General features: G+C 71.4%; 18 protein-coding genes. 4 read left to right on the plus strand and 14 right to left on the minus strand.

The features are described from left to right. A partial coding sequence (locus ACK5KK_RS04970; protein ID WP_416888986.1) for a hypothetical protein occupies positions 1 to 1618 on the plus strand: 1618 nt, incomplete at its 5' end. A gap of 16 nt (positions 1619 to 1634) precedes the next feature. Here ACK5KK_RS04970 and ccsB read toward each other — a convergent pair. From ccsB to ACK5KK_RS05000, 6 genes are read right to left on the minus strand one after another with little or no spacing between them, the layout of a single operon-like run. Continuing rightward, the gene (ccsB, locus tag ACK5KK_RS04975; RefSeq protein ID WP_416888987.1) at positions 1635 to 2660 is read right to left on the minus strand and encodes a c-type cytochrome biogenesis protein CcsB; all 1026 of its coding nucleotides are present in this window, start codon (positions 2658 to 2660) and stop codon (positions 1635 to 1637) included. A gap of 5 nt (positions 2661 to 2665) precedes the next feature. Beyond that, positions 2666 to 4351, minus strand: a complete 1686-nt coding sequence (resB, locus tag ACK5KK_RS04980) for a cytochrome c biogenesis protein ResB (protein ID WP_416888988.1) — start codon at positions 4349 to 4351, stop codon at positions 2666 to 2668. Beyond that, complete coding sequence (locus ACK5KK_RS04985) at positions 4332 to 5189, minus strand: cytochrome c biogenesis CcdA family protein (RefSeq protein ID WP_416888989.1); 858 nt, start codon at positions 5187 to 5189, stop codon at positions 4332 to 4334. Before ACK5KK_RS04985 ends, resB begins: the two co-directional genes overlap by 20 nt. Then, positions 5186 to 5785 (minus strand): TlpA disulfide reductase family protein, encoded by a 600-nt coding sequence (locus tag ACK5KK_RS04990; protein WP_416888990.1) that lies wholly within the window; start codon positions 5783 to 5785, stop codon positions 5186 to 5188. Before ACK5KK_RS04990 ends, ACK5KK_RS04985 begins: the two co-directional genes overlap by 4 nt. After that, positions 5782 to 6411, minus strand: coding sequence for a histidine phosphatase family protein (locus ACK5KK_RS04995; RefSeq protein WP_416888991.1), 630 nt, complete (start codon positions 6409 to 6411; stop codon positions 5782 to 5784). The genes ACK5KK_RS04990 and ACK5KK_RS04995 overlap by 4 nt, the downstream gene beginning before the upstream one ends. A 34-nt stretch (positions 6412 to 6445) precedes the next feature. After that, a complete protein-coding gene (locus tag ACK5KK_RS05000; protein ID WP_416888992.1) occupies positions 6446 to 7333 on the minus strand; it encodes a LysR family transcriptional regulator in 888 nt (295 codons plus the stop codon). 105 nt (positions 7334 to 7438) lie between these two features. Between ACK5KK_RS05000 and ACK5KK_RS05005 the strand changes: the two genes are divergently transcribed. Then, a complete protein-coding gene (locus ACK5KK_RS05005; RefSeq protein ID WP_416888993.1) occupies positions 7439 to 10936 on the plus strand; it encodes a proline dehydrogenase family protein in 3498 nt (1165 codons plus the stop codon). 6 nt (positions 10937 to 10942) lie between these two features. On the opposite strand, the gene ACK5KK_RS05010 is transcribed toward ACK5KK_RS05005, so the two are convergent. The 3 genes from ACK5KK_RS05010 to ACK5KK_RS05020 form a co-directional block, all read right to left on the minus strand. After that, positions 10943 to 11950, minus strand: a complete 1008-nt coding sequence (locus ACK5KK_RS05010) for a DUF368 domain-containing protein (protein ID WP_416888994.1) — start codon at positions 11948 to 11950, stop codon at positions 10943 to 10945. Positions 11951 to 12014: 64 nt separating this feature from the next. Continuing rightward, positions 12015 to 12404, minus strand: coding sequence for a type II toxin-antitoxin system VapC family toxin (locus ACK5KK_RS05015; RefSeq protein WP_416888995.1), 390 nt, complete (start codon positions 12402 to 12404; stop codon positions 12015 to 12017). Then, the gene (locus ACK5KK_RS05020) at positions 12401 to 12670 is read right to left on the minus strand and encodes a hypothetical protein (protein ID WP_416888996.1); all 270 of its coding nucleotides are present in this window, start codon (positions 12668 to 12670) and stop codon (positions 12401 to 12403) included. Before ACK5KK_RS05020 ends, ACK5KK_RS05015 begins: the two co-directional genes overlap by 4 nt. Before the next feature lie 100 nt (positions 12671 to 12770). Here ACK5KK_RS05020 and aspS point away from each other — a divergent pair, with 100 nt between their 5' ends. Beyond that, the gene (gene aspS, locus ACK5KK_RS05025; RefSeq protein ID WP_416888997.1) at positions 12771 to 14108 is read left to right on the plus strand and encodes an aspartate--tRNA(Asn) ligase; all 1338 of its coding nucleotides are present in this window, start codon (positions 12771 to 12773) and stop codon (positions 14106 to 14108) included. A 16-nt stretch (positions 14109 to 14124) separates the two neighbouring features. On the opposite strand, the gene ACK5KK_RS05030 is transcribed toward aspS, so the two are convergent. The 5 genes from ACK5KK_RS05030 to ACK5KK_RS05050 all read right to left on the minus strand — a co-directional run bounded on the left by ACK5KK_RS05030 (position 14125) and on the right by ACK5KK_RS05050 (position 15672). Continuing rightward, positions 14125 to 14424 carry a Dabb family protein gene (locus tag ACK5KK_RS05030; protein WP_416888998.1) on the minus strand — a complete coding sequence of 100 codons (300 nt, stop codon included), beginning with the start codon at positions 14422 to 14424 and terminating at the stop codon, positions 14125 to 14127. Beyond that, positions 14421 to 14687 carry a glutaredoxin family protein gene (locus ACK5KK_RS05035; protein ID WP_416888999.1) on the minus strand — a complete coding sequence of 89 codons (267 nt, stop codon included), beginning with the start codon at positions 14685 to 14687 and terminating at the stop codon, positions 14421 to 14423. Before ACK5KK_RS05035 ends, ACK5KK_RS05030 begins: the two co-directional genes overlap by 4 nt. 90 nt (positions 14688 to 14777) lie before the next feature. Then, on the minus strand, positions 14778 to 14876 hold the full coding sequence (locus tag ACK5KK_RS05040) for a 30S ribosomal protein bS22 (RefSeq protein WP_003792170.1): 99 nt from the start codon (positions 14874 to 14876) through the stop codon (positions 14778 to 14780). 83 nt (positions 14877 to 14959) lie between these two features. Further along, positions 14960 to 15151, minus strand: coding sequence for a helix-turn-helix domain-containing protein (locus ACK5KK_RS05045; protein WP_416889000.1), 192 nt, complete (start codon positions 15149 to 15151; stop codon positions 14960 to 14962). A 116-nt stretch (positions 15152 to 15267) separates the two neighbouring features. Then, positions 15268 to 15672 carry an ArsR/SmtB family transcription factor gene (locus ACK5KK_RS05050; protein WP_416889001.1) on the minus strand — a complete coding sequence of 135 codons (405 nt, stop codon included), beginning with the start codon at positions 15670 to 15672 and terminating at the stop codon, positions 15268 to 15270. Positions 15673 to 15753: 81 nt separating this feature from the next. On the opposite strand from ACK5KK_RS05050, the gene ACK5KK_RS05055 reads away from it, so the two are divergent. Beyond that, the coding region (locus ACK5KK_RS05055) for a TrkH family potassium uptake protein (RefSeq protein WP_416889002.1) at positions 15754 to 17091 on the plus strand (1338 nt) is incomplete at its 3' end.

Here is a 17091-nt window from a genome sequence, read left to right on the forward strand (position 1 = left end):
CGGAGCCGACCGGCTGGCCGGCGGCACGAACGAGCTCGCGAGCGGGCTGGACACGTGGGCGCGCGGTGCCGCCGATGCCGCCGACGGCTCGGGTGCCGTGGCCGACGGGCTCGATGCGTGGGCGGGCGGCGCGACCCAGGCCGCGACGGGTGCCGATGACCTCGCCGCCGGGCTGCGGACGCTCAGCGACGGGCTGGCCCAGGCCGCGGACGCCCCACAGCAGTCCGCCGACGGCGCGGCGGCTCTCGCCGACGGTGTCGCGCAGGCGCGGTCGCTCGTCGCCACCTCCACGGACGGTCTGGCAAGCCTCGCCGGTGAGTGCGCGGCATCCGGGGCATCCGCCGACTTCTGCGACCGGCTCGCCGCCGTGCAGGCCGGACTGGCCCCGGCCACCGCGACCCTCGACGCCGTTGGGACGGGCGCCGACGACCTCTCGGCCGGCCTCACTCAGCTGTCCGCCGCGATGGCGCCCCTCGCTCAGGGCGCCCAGCAGTCCGCCGCCGGCGCCGCGGCGCTGGGAACCGGGGTCTCCGACCTGGCCGACGGCGCGGGCGCCGCGGCATCGGGAGCGCGCGACCTGGCGACCGGCGTCGACGCACTGGCCGCCGGGGCGACCGAGCTGTCCGGTGGGGCGGCGCAAGTGGCCAGCGGGATGGGCGAGCTGACGGCGGGCGCCAGGCAGCTGGCCGACGGTGGCAGCGCCCTCTCCGGCGGGATGGCCGAACTCGCCGGGGGCGCCGCGCAACTGTCGGACGGGGCCGGGTCGCTGTCCGGCGGCGCCAACGCGTTCGCCGTCGGCGCGACCCAGGCGGCCGTCGGGGGCGACGACCTCGCCAGCGGTGTCGGCCAGCTGTCCGACGGGGCGAGTGAGCTGTCCGACGGTCTCGGCGACCTCGCCGAGGGGACGACCACTCTCGCCGACGGCCTGGGCCTCGCCGTGGATGAGTTGCCGACCTACACCGACGCCGAGGCGACCAGCCTCGCGGAGGTGGTCGCCGACCCCGTCGCCGCCGAGGGTGCCGGCACACAGCTGTTCGGGGCATCCGCGATTCCGCTCCTGACCGCGATCGCCCTCTGGTTCGGTGCTCTCGCGACGTTCGTGGCGCTGCGGGCGGTGCCGCGCACGGCGCTCACCTCTCGCCGCCCCTCCGTGCTGCTCGCGCTGCGCGCCCTCGCCCCGGCCGCCGCGATCGGGGCGGCGCAGGGAGTGCTCGTGGCGGGCGTCGTGCAGGCGGTCGCCGGCTACGACGCCGGCACGTGGCTCGGCTTCGCCGCCCTGACGGCCGTGACGGGGGTGGTGTTCGCGGCGGTCAACCAGGCGTTCGTCGCGGTGCTCGGCGGCGCGGGTCGCTGGATCAGCGCCCTGGTCGGGGTGCTGGCGGTGGCGACCGGTGTCGTCTCCACGGTGCCCGACGCGCTGACCGCCGTCGCCGCCCTCATGCCGACCGCGCCGGCCTACCAGGGCCTGTTGGCGGCGCTCACGCCGGCCGGGGGTGCCGCAGCAGCGCTGGCGGGGTTGCTCGCGTGGGGCGCCGTGGCCTTCATCGGCACGATCCTCGCGGTGGCACGCCGCCGGTCCACGACGGTGCGGGCCGTGCTCGCCGCATCCACCGCCTGATCGAGCCGGATGCCGGTCAGCTCAGTCCGCTGTAGACGTGCAGTCCCTTGAAGAACTGGTTGACGATGATGAAATTGAACAGCACGGCACTGAACCCGACGATCGACAGCCAGGCCGAGCGCGTCCCCCGCCACCCGCGGGTCGCACGCGCGTGGATGTAGCCGGCATAGAGCACCCAGATGATGAAGGTCCACACCTCTTTGGTGTCGAAGCCCCAGTACCGCCCCCACGCGTCGTTGGCCCAGATCGATCCGGCGATGAGGGTGAAGGTCCAGAAGATGAAGCCGACGATGGCGAACCGGTAAGCGAGCGATTCCAGCACGTCGGCGCTCGGAAGCGTCCGCAGGAACCGCGGACCGGTCTTCGCGGTCCCGCCCGCGGCGACGGCCGCCACCCGCTGTTCGCGGCGAGCCTGCAGCAACTGCATCACCGACAACCCGAACGCGAGGGCGAACAAAGCCGTCGACAGCGTCGCGACGAACACGTGGATGACCAGCCAGGCGCTCTTGAGCGGGTCGGCCAGCGGCACCACCTCGACGTAGAACGAGAGAGCAGCCCCACCCAGCAGCACGACCGTCAGCCCTGCGATGAACGAGCCGAGGAACCGCAGATCGTAGCGGAACAGGCTCGCCAGGTACACCGCCACCAGCAGCACCGTGCCGGTCAGCGCGAACTCGTACATGTTCGACCACGGCACCCGCTCGGCGGCGACACCGCGCAAGACGTCCCCGGTGAGGTGGAAGACGAACCCCAGCACGGTCAGCGAGGTGCCGATCCGCGCCCACACGTACCGCGGGCGTGCGGCCGGCGATGCCTCGATCTCCGCGGCCGCCGTGGCCTCCTCGCGGCGCACCGCGTCGATCGCCGATCCTCCGGCGGCGACCAGTTCGCGCTCGCGCACGGCATCCTTCGCCTTCACCGATTGGTCGGAACGGCGCGCCAGGTCGATGGCGTAGGCGATGAACGCGAGCGTGTAGATCGCGACGGCCGTCCACACGGTCAGGAGCGATACGGCATCCAGAGAGAGACCGGTCTGCGACATGGATGTCAGTCTACGCGCGCGCTGTCGCCGGACGCCTCGGTCACCGCAGCCCGGTGCCGCGCCGCGATCTCGTCCACGGCGGCACGCAGCGCCGGGTCCTCGCCGCGCGCCAGACCGGCGTATTCGAGCCGGACGACGTAGCCGTCAGGCGTCGCCTTCACCCACACCCGCCGGCGCGGGACGAACAGCGCCACCATCAGCCCGAGGGTCGCCAGCACCGCGAAGGCGAGCACCCAGGGCGCGCCGACGTCGTGGTGGACCGACAGTGACACGTACCGGGTGACCGGCTCCGCCGCCCCCCCGGCGGTCATGTCCTCGAACGTCACCGACCCGTATCCGTCCGGCAACTGCGCCGTCTGCCCGGGGGCGAGTTCGAGGGTGTCGGTGTCGCTCTTGCGTCCCGCGATCTGGGTCATGCCGCTGGGGTCGAGCTCATAGACCGAGACCGGCCTCCCGTCGTCGATCTGCAGGTCACCCGCGTACACCTCCAGCGTGAGCAACGGGTTGAGCAGGTCACCGTAGGCCGACGTCAGCGCGCCGGATGCCAGGTTGGTCGCGCTCGGGTAGAAGAAGCCGATCATCCCGACCTGCTCCGGCAAGCCGTCGGCGATCTTGACCACCCCTAGCGAGGTCATGTTGGCGTCCTGGGGCAAGAACTCGACCGTCTCGCTGAAGACGACGTCGCCGTCGCCGTCGCGCACCGTGATCTTGGGGGCGTAGCCGTTGCCCATGAGGTAGACCCGGTCGCCGGCGACGCCCAGCGGGTGATTGACCCGCACCACGCCGTCGTGCGGGTCCTCGTCCGGCGCCCGCACCGTCACGTGCGCGGCGAAGTCGCCGGCCTGGCCCTGACCGGCCTCGCCGAGCGGCTGGTAGGTCACATCGAAGTCGTCGAGCGTAAGGGTGTACGGCGGCAGCGCCGTCGTGTCCACGAAGCGACCGGGGTTGAACGACGTGTAGCCGAGGCCGAGCGAATTGACGAAGCTGTTGCCCTCCTGCACGACGGTCTGACCGGTGTAGGTGAACCCGCCACCGATGCCCACCGCCAGGAGGACACCGACCAACGAGGCGTGGAACACGAGGTTACCGGTCTCGCGCAGGTACCCGCGCTCGGCCGACACCGACCACACACCGCGACCGTCAAAGCGTTCGACGCGGTATCCGGCCGAGCGCAGTTGGCGCGCGGCCGTGCCGATCGCGCGGTCGGCGGTGTCATCGGCATCCGTTCCCGCCGCGACGGCGTGCTCGCGGTAGTCTGCCAGGCGGGACAGCCGCGCGGGGGTACGCGGCGGACGCGACCGCAGCGCCTTCGCGTGGTGTTTCGTCCGCGGCAGCACGCACCCGATCAGCGAGACGAACAGCAGAATGTAGATCGCCGAGAACCAGGCCGACGTGTACACGTCGAACATCTGCATCCCGTCCAACAGGGGGAACAGGTCGGGGTGGTCGTTGCGGTACTGGCTGACGCCGTTGGGGTCGGCGCTGCGCTGGGGCACGATCGATCCCGGGATCGCCGCGATCGCCAGCAGCAGCAGCAGCACGAGCGCCGTGCGCATGCTGGTGAGCTGGCGCCATCCCCACCGCAGCCAGCCCAGGGGGCCGAGCGCCGGTCCGCCGGGCGCGTCGACGGCGGCGTCGGCGTGGTCGGACGGCCGCAGCGGGTCGAGCGTCTCAGAGCGGGAGTTCGACACTGCCGACCACCGCCCCCAGCTGCGACATGATCGCGGTCCAGACGCCGGTCACCATGAGGATGCCGAGCACGATCAGCAGCATCCCGCCCACGATGTTGATGACGCGGATGTGGCGCCGGAGGAACCCGACGGTGCGCGAGGCCCATCCGAATCCGACGGCCAGCAGCAGGAACGGCAGTCCCAGCCCGAGCGAGTACGCGATCGCGAGGACCGCGGCGCGCCACGGGTCGGCCTGGGTGAGCGCGACGGAGAAGATCGCGGTGAGGGTCGGCCCGATGCACGGCGCCCAGCCGACGCCCATCGCGACGCCCAGGAGCGGCGCACCGGCCAGCCCCAGGCCCTGCCGCAGGTTCGGGCGGAGGGTCCGCTGCGCGAGCCCGAACACGCCCACGAAGACCAGGCCCATCGCGATCACGACGACCCCGAGGACGCGGGTGATGAGGTCTTGATGCTGCAGGAAGAGCCGCCCGAGGGTGCCGCCGAGCACGATGATCAGCACGAACACGGTCGTGAATCCCGCGATGAACAGCGCCACACCCAGCAGCAGGCGCCGTCGCGGCACCGCGTCGGCCGCTCGTGGATTCGGACTCTGGTCCTGGATTCGGACCGTGCTGGCCGCAGCATCCGAATCCGGCGACAAGGTCCGAAGCTGCGCCGCGGCGTGCGGGGCACGGGCACGAGGCGCGGATGCCGGGGCCACCGCCCCGCCGAGAAAGCCGAGATACCCCGGCACCAGCGGCAGCACGCACGGCGAGAGGAACGACACGAGCCCGGCGAGCACCGCGATCGGCAGGGCGAGCCACAGCGCACCGTCGAAGACGATCTCGCCCGCGCTCACGACCCCTCCTCGGCCACCGACGTCACGACCGTGCGCAGGATGGAGGCGCTCTGCACGGCACCGATGAACCGGGCGGCGACCCGGCCCTCCCGGTCGAGCACGAGGGTGGTCGGGGCCGCCTGCAGCGTCGTCTCGGCCGCGAAGGAGAGCTTGAGGTCGGCGTCGCCGCGCAGCAGCATCGATGGGTAGGTGATGCCGTACTTCTCCTCGAACGCCGTCGCCTGCTCCGGGCCGTCGTAGATGTTCGCCCCCAGGAACGCGACGCCGTCGGCGGCGGTGGCCTGGTACACCTCCTCCAGCAGCGGTGCCTCGGTGCGGCACGGCCCGCACAGCGCGTACCAGAAGTTCACGACCGTCACCTCGCCGAGCGAATCCTCGCTGCGGATCGTGGTGCCCTCGGTGTCGGTCCCGGCGAATTCCACGGTGCCGCCCCGCTGCTCGGGCGGGATCTCCTCGACGCTGCCGTCGCCGGAGATGTAGCCCTGGTTGCTGCCGGACCGGTACTGACTGGCGAGGCCGTCGTTTTCGCTCGTGCAGGCGGAAAGGCCCGCCGCGAGCGCGAACGCTGCCAGCACCGCGACGATCCGCCGGGTCATACCGCCCCCACGTCAACGGCGTCGTCGGTGGATGCCGGTGCTGCGTAGCCCACTTCGCGCCACCGCCCGCCGTCGCGTTCGAAGCTCGTCACGCTGGACAGATCGCACCGGCGCCGCCGCGGATCGTGACGCAACGGCTGCCCGGCCACGGCGAGGTGGGTGATCCAGATCGGGAGCTGGTGCGAGACGACGACGACGTCGCCGCCGTCCGCCGCGTCGCACGCGTCATCCATCGCCGCGGCCATGCGGCTCACGACCGCCCGATACGGCTCGCCCCAACTGGGCACGCTCGGGCGGCGCAGGTGGCGCCAGTTGAGCGGGTTGCGCAGCGCCCTGCGCATGCGGGAGCCCTCGAAGACATTGGTGGGTTCGATGACGCGCTCGTCGATGCACGGCTCGAGGGAGAACTCGTCGGCGAACGGCTGTGCGGACTCCCGGGTGCGCTGCAACGGCGAGGCGATGAGCGCCGTCACCGGGCGGTCCAGCGCGCGGACGTAGTCCGCGGCGCTGCGTGCCATGCGATGCCCGGCATCCGACAGCGCGAACCCCGGCAACCGGCCGTACAGCACTCCGCGGGGGTTATGGACCTCCCCGTGGCGCACGAGGTGGAGGCGGTCGGCGGGCACCCGCCCAGTCTACCGGCGGGGATCGAGGCGCCGGTCAGGCCGGACCCGCGGGCATGCCGTCACGGAGGGCAGCGCGCACCAGCTGCACGTCGACCCGGTCGCGCGACGATAGCCGGGCCGAAGTGAAGATGTCGCGGTGCGGTCGCCCCGGAAGGGGCCGCAGCCGCAGCGGGTACGCGCCCTGCAGCGTCAGCAGGTCCGGGAGCATGCCCACCGCATGACCGGCCGCGATCAGCCGCGCGTGCGCGAGCAGGTCTGCCGCCTCGAACCGGACGTCGGGCTCGAATCCCGCGGCCCGGCACTGCTGCACGGTCCAGGTCCGCGCCGCGGTCCCCTCCGGTTCCATGACCCACACCGCCTCACGGAGGTCGTGCAGATCCGCCGCGGGCGAATCCTCCGGCACCGCCAACCGGATCTCGTCGGAACCCAACTGCACCCGGTCGAGGCCCGGCACACGCTCGCGGGCGTAGTTCTGGTACTGCTCGGCGACGACGAGGTCGACCCGACGGGCGACCAGCGCCGCCAGACCCGCCTCGGGGGCGAGCTCGGCCGCCTCGACCCGCAGATCGGGGGCGCGCTCCCGCAGCAGCGACAGCGCCCGGGGCACCACGGAGTGGGTGACGGTCTGGAACACGGCCACGCGCACTGGGCCTGCGCCGGGACCGGTGCCACGCAGTGCACCGCGCGCCTCCTCCTCCAAGGCCAGCATGCGCTCGGCGACCTCGGCCAGGCGCCGCCCCTCGGGGGTGAGGTGCAGACGGCGACCGCTGGGCACGAGCAGCGCGACGCCGGCGTCCCGTTCGAGCGCGGCGAGCTGGTGCGAAACCGTTGACGGGCTGTACGAGAGCGCTTCGGCGACGGCCGAGACGGTGCCGCGATGCGCGAACTCGTGCAGCAGGCGCAGCCGGCGCAGATCGAGCATGGGAAACCTTTCGAAGTCATCGAATGATCAGTACCGATTTTATCTGCTTTTCTCGACGGGTCTTTGGCCTCATGCTGAAGTCACCCCACCCCGATAGGAGCCCCGATGACCTCGATCGAGACACCGCCGTCCCCCCGGCACCAGCCACCCCACCTCGACATCCGCGACCTCGCCCCCGAGGCGATCGCGAAGGTGCACGAATGGCTCGACGCCAGCCGGAGCATCCCGGTCGACGACGCCGCCCGGACCCTGGCGGGCGTGCTCAGCGATCCCGACGGGCTTCGCTTCGCGGTCGGTTTCGTCGACGGCGTCGTGCGCCCCGAAGACGTGCGCGTCGCCGCCCGCAACCTGCGGGAACTCACCGACGTCATTCCGGCGTTCCTTCCCGCGCCGCTGCGGGGCGTCATCCGGCTCGGCGCCTGGGCCGGGCGGTTCGCGCCGTGGATCGTGGTCCCGGCGGCGCGCGTCGTGCTGCGGCGGATGGTCCAACACCTCCTCGTCGATGCCCGGCCGCGCGGTCTGGACCAGCGGCTGCGCCGCCTGCGCCGGGACGACGACTCCGGCATCCGCCTGAACATCAATCTGCTCGGCGAAGCGATTCTCGGCGAACGCGAAGCGGCCCGGCGCCTGCAGGGCACCCGCGCCCTGCTCGAACGCGACGACGTCGACTACGTGTCGATCAAGGTCTCCTCGACGGTCGCCCCGCACAGCGCCTGGTCGTTCGACGATGCGGTCTCCCACGCCGTCGACGCACTCACGCCGCTGTATCGGATCGCGGCGGCCTCCTCGAAGTTCATCAACCTCGACATGGAGGAGTACAAGGACCTCGACCTCACGATCGCGACCTTCATCTCCATTCTCGACCGGCCCGAGTTCCGTGACCTGGAGGCGGGGATCGTGCTGCAGGCCTACCTGCCCGACGCGCTGGGCGCCATGATGCGGCTGCAGGAGTGGGCGGCCGGACGGGTCGCCGACGGCTGCGCACCCGTCAAGGTGCGGGTGGTCAAGGGCGCCAACCTGCCCATGGAGCAGGTGGATGCCGAGGTTCACGGCTGGCCGATGGCGACATGGGGCAGCAAACAGGAGTCGGACTCGTCGTACAAGGCCGTGCTCGACTACGCGCTGCACCCCGAGCGCGTGCGGAACGTGCGGATCGGCGTGGCCGGCCACAACCTGTTCGACATCGCCCTCGCGTGGCTCCTGGCCACCCGCCGCGGCGTGACCGACGGTGTCGACGTCGAAATGCTGCTGGGAATGGCCGCGGCCCAGGCCGAGGTCGTGCGCCGCGACGTGGGATCGCTGCTGCTGTACACGCCGCTGGTCCACCCCCGCGAGTTCGACGTCGCGATCGCGTACCTGATCCGGCGCCTCGAGGAGGGCGCCTCGTCCGAGAACTTCATGTCGGCCGTCTTCGACCTGGCGACCGACGAGACGGCGTTCACCCGCGAACGCGACCGGTTCCTCGCGTCGCTCGACGCCCTGCCCGCCGCCGTCCCGGCGCCGGCACGACGGCAGGACCGCACGTGCGACCCCATCACGTCGCCGTCGGGGTTCGCGAACACACCCGACACCGATCCGAGCATCGCGGCGAACCGAGCCTGGGCGGCCGGCATCCGCGACCGCATGGCGGACTCCACGCTCGGCGACGACACCGTCCGCGACAACACCCTCGGCGACAGCGCGGCGCTGGCGGCAGTGATCGAGACCGGCGTGGCGGCGGGGACCGCATGGCGCGAGCTCGGCGCCGCGGCGCGCGCGCGGATCCTGCACCGCGCCGGGGAGATGCTGGAGCGACGCCGGCCCGAGCTGCTCGAAGTCATGGGGTCGGAGGACGGCAAGACGCTCGACCAGGGCGATGCCGAGGTCTCCGAGGCGATCGACTTCGCCCACTACTACGCCGAGCGCGGGCTCGACCTTGAGAACGTCGACGGCGCCTCGTTCGTTCCGGTGCCGTTGACCGTCGTGACCCCGCCGTGGAACTTCCCCGTCGCGATCCCGGCCGGCTCGGCCCTCGCGGCGCTCGCGGCCGGGTCGCCGGTGATCATCAAACCGGCGCGGCAGGCGCGCCGGGCCGGCGCCGTCATGGTCGAGGCTCTGTGGGAGGCGGGGGTTCCCCGCGACGTGCTGCAGTACGTGCAGCTCGACGGCCGCGACCTCGGCCGGGAGCTCGTCGCGCACCCCTCGGTGGGACGGGTGATCCTCACCGGCGCGTTCGAGACCGCGGAGATGTTCCGCGGCTTCCGCAACGATCTACCCCTGCTGGCGGAGACCAGCGGCAAGAACGCGATGATCGTGACCCCCAGCGCCGACCTCGACCTCGCCGTGCGCGATCTGGTGGCCTCGGCGTTCGGGCACGCCGGGCAGAAGTGCTCGGCGTCGTCGCTCGTGATCCTGGTCGGCTCCGTCGCCCGTTCCGAGCGGTTCCGCCGTCAGCTGGTGGATGCCGTGACCTCGCTGCGCGTGGGGGTGCCGTGGGACGAGGCCGCACAGGTCGGACCGCTCATCGGCCCCGCCGAGGGAAAGCTGCTGCGCGGACTGACCACGCTCGGCGCCGGGGAGTCCTGGCTCGTGCGACCCGAGAAGCTCGACGCGTCCGGCGCGCAGTGGCGACCGGGCATCCGCGTGGGCGTGCAGCCCGGCTCGGAGTACCACCGCACCGAGTACTTCGGTCCCATCCTGGGCGTCATGACCGCCGACACGCTGGAGCAGGCGATCGAGTGGGTCAACGACATCGACTTCGGGCTCACGTCGGGTCTGCACTCGCTCGACGACGCCGAGGTCCAGACCTGGATGCGCACCGTGCAGGCCGGGAACGCCTACGTCAACCGCGGCACGACCGGAGCGATCGTGCAGCGCCAGCCGTTCGGCGGGTGGAAGAAGTCCGCCGTCGGCCCGGGCGCGAAAGCCGGTGGCCCGAACTACCTCATGGGCCTGGGCGACTGGGTCGACCGCGCGCCGGCGGCGCGGGCGGCGGATGCCGGGGACGGTCCCGCCCGGGACGCCGATCTGCTGACCGTCGCCGCCGGGCACCTGCCGGACGCCGATGTCGCCTGGCTGCGCGCCGCGCTCGCAACCGACGCCGCGGTGTGGCAGGACGAGTTCGGCCGCGTGCGCGACGTCACCGGGTTGACGTTCGAACAGAACGCGTTCCGTTACGGGCCGGTCCCCGTGACGATCCGCCACGAATCCGACCGGCCGGTCGAACTGATCCGCGTCGTGGCGGCGGGCCGGCGCGCCGCCGGGGCGGTGAGCGTCAGCACCGCGGAGCAGCTGCCCGGCTGGGTGGCCCGCCTGCTCGCCCGCGCCGAGGTCATCCCGGTCGTCGAGGACCGCGACGCCTGGTACGCCCGGGCCCGCGAGCTGGCCCGCCTCGGCGGCCGCACCCGGCTCATCGGCGGCGACGCCACCGAGCTGGCGACGGCCATCGGCGGCGCACCGGGACTGGCGGTCTTCGCCGGACCGGTCGTGAGCGCGGGCCGGGTCGAAGCCCTGACGTTCCTGCGTGAGCAGTCGGTGTCGATCGCCTCGCACCGCTTCGGCGCACCGCGACGCACCGAGATCCCGGCGTTGATCGGCGGCGTCGCCGATCGGCCCGAGGCCTGAGCGGGTTCAGTCCGCAACGGGCGCGACGACGACGGATGCTGCGGTGGCGCGACGCTGCAGCATCCGTTCGACCGCGACCAGCACGGCGACCACGGCCGCACCGGCCAGCGCCCACAGCACCGGCCCCCACACCGGGTCGTAGGGCAGCACCGGCGCGCCGACGCCGTGCGCGTCACCGGCGGGCGTGGTCTGCCACGGCCACAGTGCCCGCAGCGACCCGAGCATGAGGCCGGCCATGGCCAGCAGGGTGAGCCGGCGATGGTGGTCGAGGAGCCGCTTCATGACCTGCACGATCGTGACCAGTCCCACTAGCGCGCCGAGGACGAACACGCCCAGGTAGGCCAGGTCGCGCTGGTCGACCGCCACGAGCGTCGGGGCGTACAGACCGACCGCGAGCAGGAAGAACGATCCGGAGACGCCGGGCAGGACGAGCGCGCAGACGGCCACCGAGGCCGCGAGGAACACCCCCCACAGTGGTGGGTCGTCGGTGGGTGCCCCGCCGCTCAGCCCCACGAGTGAGAACGCGATCACCGCGGCCGCGGCGAACACGACCACCCCGGCGACCCGCGAGCGGGCAGTGCGCACCGCTCGGGGGATCAGCATCAGCGGCACCGGCACGCTCGCGGCGATGAGACCGAAGAACAGACCGCGGGCCGCCTCCGGGTGGGCACTGACGAGGCCCTCGATCATTCCGGCGAGGGTGAACACCATCGCCGCCATCCCGAGCACCAGGGGAACGACGAGCCACCAGTCGACCCGGCGCAGCTCGGCGGCGCAGCCGGCCCGCCGGTCGGGGCCGCCGGCGAGGCGCTTCAGCGCGGCGAGCAGGTGCGAGGCGGAGTCGATGATCCGCTCGTAGACGCCGGTGACCAGCGCGATCGTGCCGCCGGAGATGCCCGGCAGAAGCTCGGCGAGGCCGATGAGCGCTCCGCGGACGGCGTTCAGCGCCGCGGTCAGCACCGCAGCCGGCGCACCGCGCCGCGAGGTCTGCGGGGCGGGGACGGGCGTGACCATGCCTCCGACGCTACGCGGCGCGCGGCGGCGGAACCTGGACGGAACCTGGATCGACCGCCGGCCGCTACCCCAGACGGTGCACGGTCACACCGCGCGCGACGGCCGCGTCGGCGAGCGCCGCATCGGCCGTCGCGACCTCACCGACGTATCGCTCCGCGGCGCGCAGCACGACGGCATCCGGCATGCGGAGCCGGGTGGCGTCCCGCAGCGTCGCGAGCTCCAGCACGTCCGAATCGTCCACCGCGAGGCAGGTCACTCCCATCGAGGCGAACGCGGCGCGGGTATCTGCCCCGTGTCCCGCGCGTACCGGACGCACCAGCGCCTCTGCCAGGGTGAGGGCGCTCGCGGCCAGTGACGAGCCGAGGTGCGCGCGGGTGAACTCGTGCGCGGCCCCGTGGTGCGTGTCGGAACGGTCCAGCAGCGCGATGAGCACGCTCGCGTCGAGGACGATCACTCCGGCCACTCGTCACGCAAGCGGTCGCGATGGCCCGGGTCTCCACCGCTGTCGACCGAGCCGGCGAGCGCATCGAGGGCACGATGGCGGCGGGCCACCTGCTCGGCGGCGGATGCCTCGACCTGCCCCGCCCCCACGGCCACCATGCGGCGAAGCAGCGCGCCGCGGTCGCCGCTGCACTCGGGCCACAGCTGCGCGGCCGTGTCGAGCGCCCGCGCGAGATCGTCAGTCTCGGTGAGCGTGTGACGTGGCCGCATGGTCGGCATGAGGCAAGTGTAACACTTAGGTCTAGGTGTCGCACCGGTGGCATCGCACCGCGCGGCGGTCGCGTCGGCGAGCGCCGCATCGGCCGTACACTAGACGACCGTGAGTGAACGCGTTCTCGTCAGCCAGTTGCAGTCCCGCGAAGACGGCCCGGTCTCGGTATCGGGGTGGGTGGAGACCGTCCGCGATCAGAAGCGGGTGCAGTTCGTCATCCTCCGCGACGAGAGCGGCGCGGTGCAGCTGGTCAACCCCGCGACCCGGCCCGATCCTGAGCAGGAGCAGGATGCCGCGGCTCTCGCGCTCACCGCGCTCATCTCGGAGCTGGCCACCGGCACCTTCCTCACCGTCACCGGCCGCCTCACGCACGACGAGCGCGTCAAACTCGGCGGCGTGGAGATCAAGATCGGCGCGCTGGAGGTGGCCGCCGCGGCGCTGCCGGAGACCCCGATCGCCGCCGACAGCGGCCTCGACAAGCGCATGGACTGGCGCTTCCTCGACCTGCGTCAGCGTCGCAACAACCTCATCTTCCGGGTGCAGACCACGCTCGAACACGCGATGCGGACCTACTGGGTGGAGCGCGACTATATCGAAGTGCACTCGCCGAAGCTGATGGCCTCGGCGTCGGAGTCCAACGCCGAGCTGTTCGAGGTGCCCTACTTCGACGACCAGACCGCGTACCTCGCGCAGTCGCCGCAGTTCTTCAAGCAGATGGCGCAGGTCGCCGGCTTCGGCAAGATCTTCGAAATCGCGCCCGCGTTCCGGGCCGACCCGTCGTTCACCTCGCGCCACGCCACCGAATTCACGTCGGTGGATGCCGAGATCAGCTGGATCGACTCCCACGAGGACGTCGCGCGGATGCAGGAGGAACTGCTGCAGTTCGCGATCCAGGCCGTCAAGGACACGCACGGTGCCGAGATCGCGGAACTGTTCGACGTGGACGTCGTCGTGCCGTCGCTGCCGTTCCCGCGCATCCCGCTGGCCGAGGCCCGCGAGATCGTCGCCGCCCGCGGCTACGAGATCCCGCGCACTGACGGTGACCTCGACCCCGAGGGGGAGCGGCAGATCTCCGCCCACGTGCAGGAGACGTACCGGCACCAGTTCGTGTTCATCACCGACTACCACCCCGAGATCCGTGCTTTCTACCACATGCGCGACCAGGCGACGGGGCTCACGAAATCGTACGACCTGCTGTTCCAGGGGGTGGAGATCACAACCGGGGCCCAGCGCGAGCACCGCGTCGACGTGCTGATGGCGCAGGCCGCAGAGAAGGGTCTCGGGGCCGAGCACCTCGACTTCTACTTCGACTTCTTCCGCTACGGCGCCCCGCCGCACGGCGGCTTCGGGATGGGCCTGGCCCGCGTGCTGATGCTGCTGCTCGGCCAGGAGTCGATCCGCGAGGTGACCTACCTCTTCCGCGGCCCGACCCGTCTGGCCCCCTGACCCGGCCGGTGTCGGATCACGCCACGATGTCGACGGCGAGCCGATCGCCGCGCACCGTCGCGAGGTAGGCGCCGACCTCCTCGTGGGCGGGGTGGACGAGGTAGGCGTCCAGACCCGCCTCGTCGTCGAAGTCGGCGACCAGACCGAGGTCCCAGTTCGTGCCGTGCGCCAGAACGTTGGCCCCGGCTGACATGGCGCGCAACGTCGGTACGACGCCGACGAGCGCGTTCAGGCGCCGGGCAGACTCGGCCGCGTGCGCGGCGCGCTCGGCGGCGTCGTCGGATGCCATCTGGAAGACGACGATGTGGCGGATCATGCGGGCATCCCCTCGATGCGGTGGCGGAGGTCGGTGCGCAGCCGGTCGGCCGAGACCCGCCAGTGCGCGTGCAGCCGCCCGTCGATGAGGACGACCGGGATCTTCTCCCACCACGTCGCGTAGAGCTCGGGGTCGTCGAGGATCGACGCCTCGGTCACCTGGACCGCCCCGTCGGGGAGGTCGGCGACGACGGCGTCCACGATCTCGTGGGCGACGTCGCACAGGTGGCAGTCCGGCTTGCCGATGAGCGTCAGGGTGGTCACTCCCCCATCCTTCCACGCCCCGGGCCGGCCACCGCCGGCAACACGAAGCGCCCGTCCGCGGGGACAGGCGCTCGGTGCGGACGCCGCGGATTACTTCTTGTTGCGGCGCTGGTGGCGGGTCTTGCGAAGCAGCTTGCGGTGCTTCTTCTTCGCCATGCGCTTGCGGCGCTTCTTGATGACAGAACCCACAGAGAACCTCACAATGTCGGGGTCTGAGCGCGCACCGTGCGCGCCCGGAGTGCAGGCACTTCGCGAGAAGGCCCCGGGAAAGTCTAGCCGACGTCGGCGACCGGTCGTTGCAGAGCCGCCGTCACGGCGTTCTCGGGAACGCGGTAGCTGCGCCCGAACCGTACCGCGGGCAGGTCACCGGCGTGCACCAGCCGGTAGACCGTCATCTTCGACACGCGCATGAGGTCAGCGACCTCCGCAACCGTCAAAAAGCGCACCTCAGACAGCTTCGACATCGTGCCCCCGAATTGTTTCCTGATCGTGGTTCCCCAAACCGGTATCCGTCCAGACTAGAGGCTAGTGCTAACGCGTGTAAACCTCTGTGTCTGGTGTGACAGGAGAATCGATCACTTCACCGTCCGGGCCAGCGGGAGAACACAGTGGTGACGGCGTGTTTGGCCGACGCGGCGGCTCGTCCGACCATGTCGGCGGCGTGCACGGCAGACTCCGGCAGCGAGGCGATAACGGCATCCGTCTCGCCCTGGTCGTCAAGGAACGGCACCAGCCAGTCGTCGACGGCGTTCAACGGCACCGGCGCCAGGCTGTAGAAGCGGTGCTGCCCCTCCTCGCGCACCGACACGAGATCGGCCTCGCGCAGCACCTTGAGGTGCTTCGAGACCGTGGGCTGGCTGACCCCCAGCGTCGCGACGATGTGGGACACGCTGGTGCCGTCCGCCCCGTCCGTGCGCCGGTCGAGGAGAAGCTGCAGGATGTCCCGACGGGTACCGTCGGCGATCACGTCGAAGATGTCCGCCATGACGATAGGTTAGCCCCGCCCCGCGCGGAGTACCATGACAACGGCTCGGCCGACCCACGATTAGCGACGAGAGGGGCGCACATGGCGGAGGACTCCGTCCTCGTCCGCGCACGGCGCCGCACCGCGTCGACCCTGCGGGTCGTCCTCGGCGGCGCCCGCGACCTCGCCACCGCCTCGCCGTCGCGATTCGCGGTGCTGGTGTTCGTCTCCCTCATCACGTTGTTCACCGCCCTGCTGTCGCTGCCTGCCGCCGCCGCGGACGGCAAACAGACCCCCCTCGCCGACGCCGTCTTCACCGCGGTCTCCACGATCTGCGTCACCGGGCTGACGACGGTCAACATGGGGACGCAGTGGTCGCCGCTCGGGCACGTCATCATCTACATCGGCGTCAATGTCGGCGCCATGGGCGTGCTCACTCTCGCATCGATCCTCGGCATGGTCATCTCCAAGCGGCTGGGGCTGCGGGCCAAGCTGATCGCCGCCGGCGACACCAACCCGATGCGCGCCCACGGCGGCCCCGTCAACGAGGGCCAGGCGGTGCGGCTGGGTGAAGTCGGCCAGTTGCTTCGCACCGTCGCGCTGTCGACCCTGGTGATCGAAGCGGTGATCGCCGTGCTGCTGTACCCGGCGATGCTGATGAGCGGGATTGCTCCGCTGACCGCGCTGTGGGAGGCGCCGTACTACGCGGCGATGTCCTTCACGAACACCGGATTCACTCCGAACCCGGAGGGACTGGAGCCGTTCGCGACGAACTACTTCTTCCTCAGCGTGCTCATGATGGCCGTCTTCCTCGGCTCGATCGGCTTCCCGGTCATCTACACGCTGTGGCAGCACCACTGGCGTTACCGCGCCTGGTCGCTGCACACCAAGCTCACCCTCATCACCACGGTCGTGCTGTTCTTCGCCGGCGCGCTCACCTTCTTGATCCTCGAATACGACAATCCCGGCACGTTCGGGTCGATGGATGCCTGGGACACCTTCTTCCAGTCATTCTTCCTGTCTGCCATGACGCGGTCCGGCGGGTTCGCCGTCGTCGACGTCGGCGAGCTCAACGGCTCCTCGCTGGTCGTGGGGTCGATGCTGATGTTCGTCGGCGGCGGCTCGGCCTCCACGGCGGGCGGCATCAAGGTGACCACGCTCGCCGTGCTCGCCCTCGGCGTGTGGTCGGAGGCGCAGGGCCGCCAGTCGGTGCAGGCGTTCGGCCGCCGCATCCCGAGCGACGTGCAGCGGGTCGCGCTGTCGGTCGTGGCCTGGGGAGCAACGATCGTGGCGCTGTCGACGATCATCATCTCCCAGATCACCAAGGCACCCATCGCGACGGTGCTGTTCGATGTGATCTCCGGGTTCGGTACCGTCGGGTTGTCGACCGGCCTGACCGCGAACCTTCCCGACCCTGCCGTCTACGTCCTGGCGACCACC

This window comes from Microbacterium sp., from assembly GCF_047972865.1.
Taxonomy (GTDB): Bacteria; Actinomycetota; Actinomycetes; order Actinomycetales; family Microbacteriaceae; genus Microbacterium.

What these genes read in the sequence shown, in the direction of transcription:
- ACK5KK_RS05020 (WP_416888996.1), bottom strand. Translation starts at nt 12,670, where the DNA reads ATGCCGACCATGCGGCCACGTCACACGCTCACCGAGACTGACGATCTC.
- ACK5KK_RS05005 (WP_416888993.1), top strand. Translation starts at nt 7,439, where the DNA reads ATGACCTCGATCGAGACACCGCCGTCCCCCCGGCACCAGCCACCCCAC.
- ACK5KK_RS05045 (WP_416889000.1), bottom strand. Translation starts at nt 15,151, where the DNA reads ATGTCGAAGCTGTCTGAGGTGCGCTTTTTGACGGTTGCGGAGGTCGCT.
- ACK5KK_RS05050 (WP_416889001.1), bottom strand. Translation starts at nt 15,672, where the DNA reads ATGGCGGACATCTTCGACGTGATCGCCGACGGTACCCGTCGGGACATC.
- ACK5KK_RS05000 (WP_416888992.1), bottom strand. Translation starts at nt 7,333, where the DNA reads ATGCTCGATCTGCGCCGGCTGCGCCTGCTGCACGAGTTCGCGCATCGC.
- ccsB (WP_416888987.1), bottom strand. Translation starts at nt 2,660, where the DNA reads ATGTCGCAGACCGGTCTCTCTCTGGATGCCGTATCGCTCCTGACCGTG.
- ACK5KK_RS04990 (WP_416888990.1), bottom strand. Translation starts at nt 5,785, where the DNA reads ATGACCCGGCGGATCGTCGCGGTGCTGGCAGCGTTCGCGCTCGCGGCG.
- ACK5KK_RS05030 (WP_416888998.1), bottom strand. Translation starts at nt 14,424, where the DNA reads ATGATCCGCCACATCGTCGTCTTCCAGATGGCATCCGACGACGCCGCC.
- ACK5KK_RS05010 (WP_416888994.1), bottom strand. Translation starts at nt 11,950, where the DNA reads ATGGTCACGCCCGTCCCCGCCCCGCAGACCTCGCGGCGCGGTGCGCCG.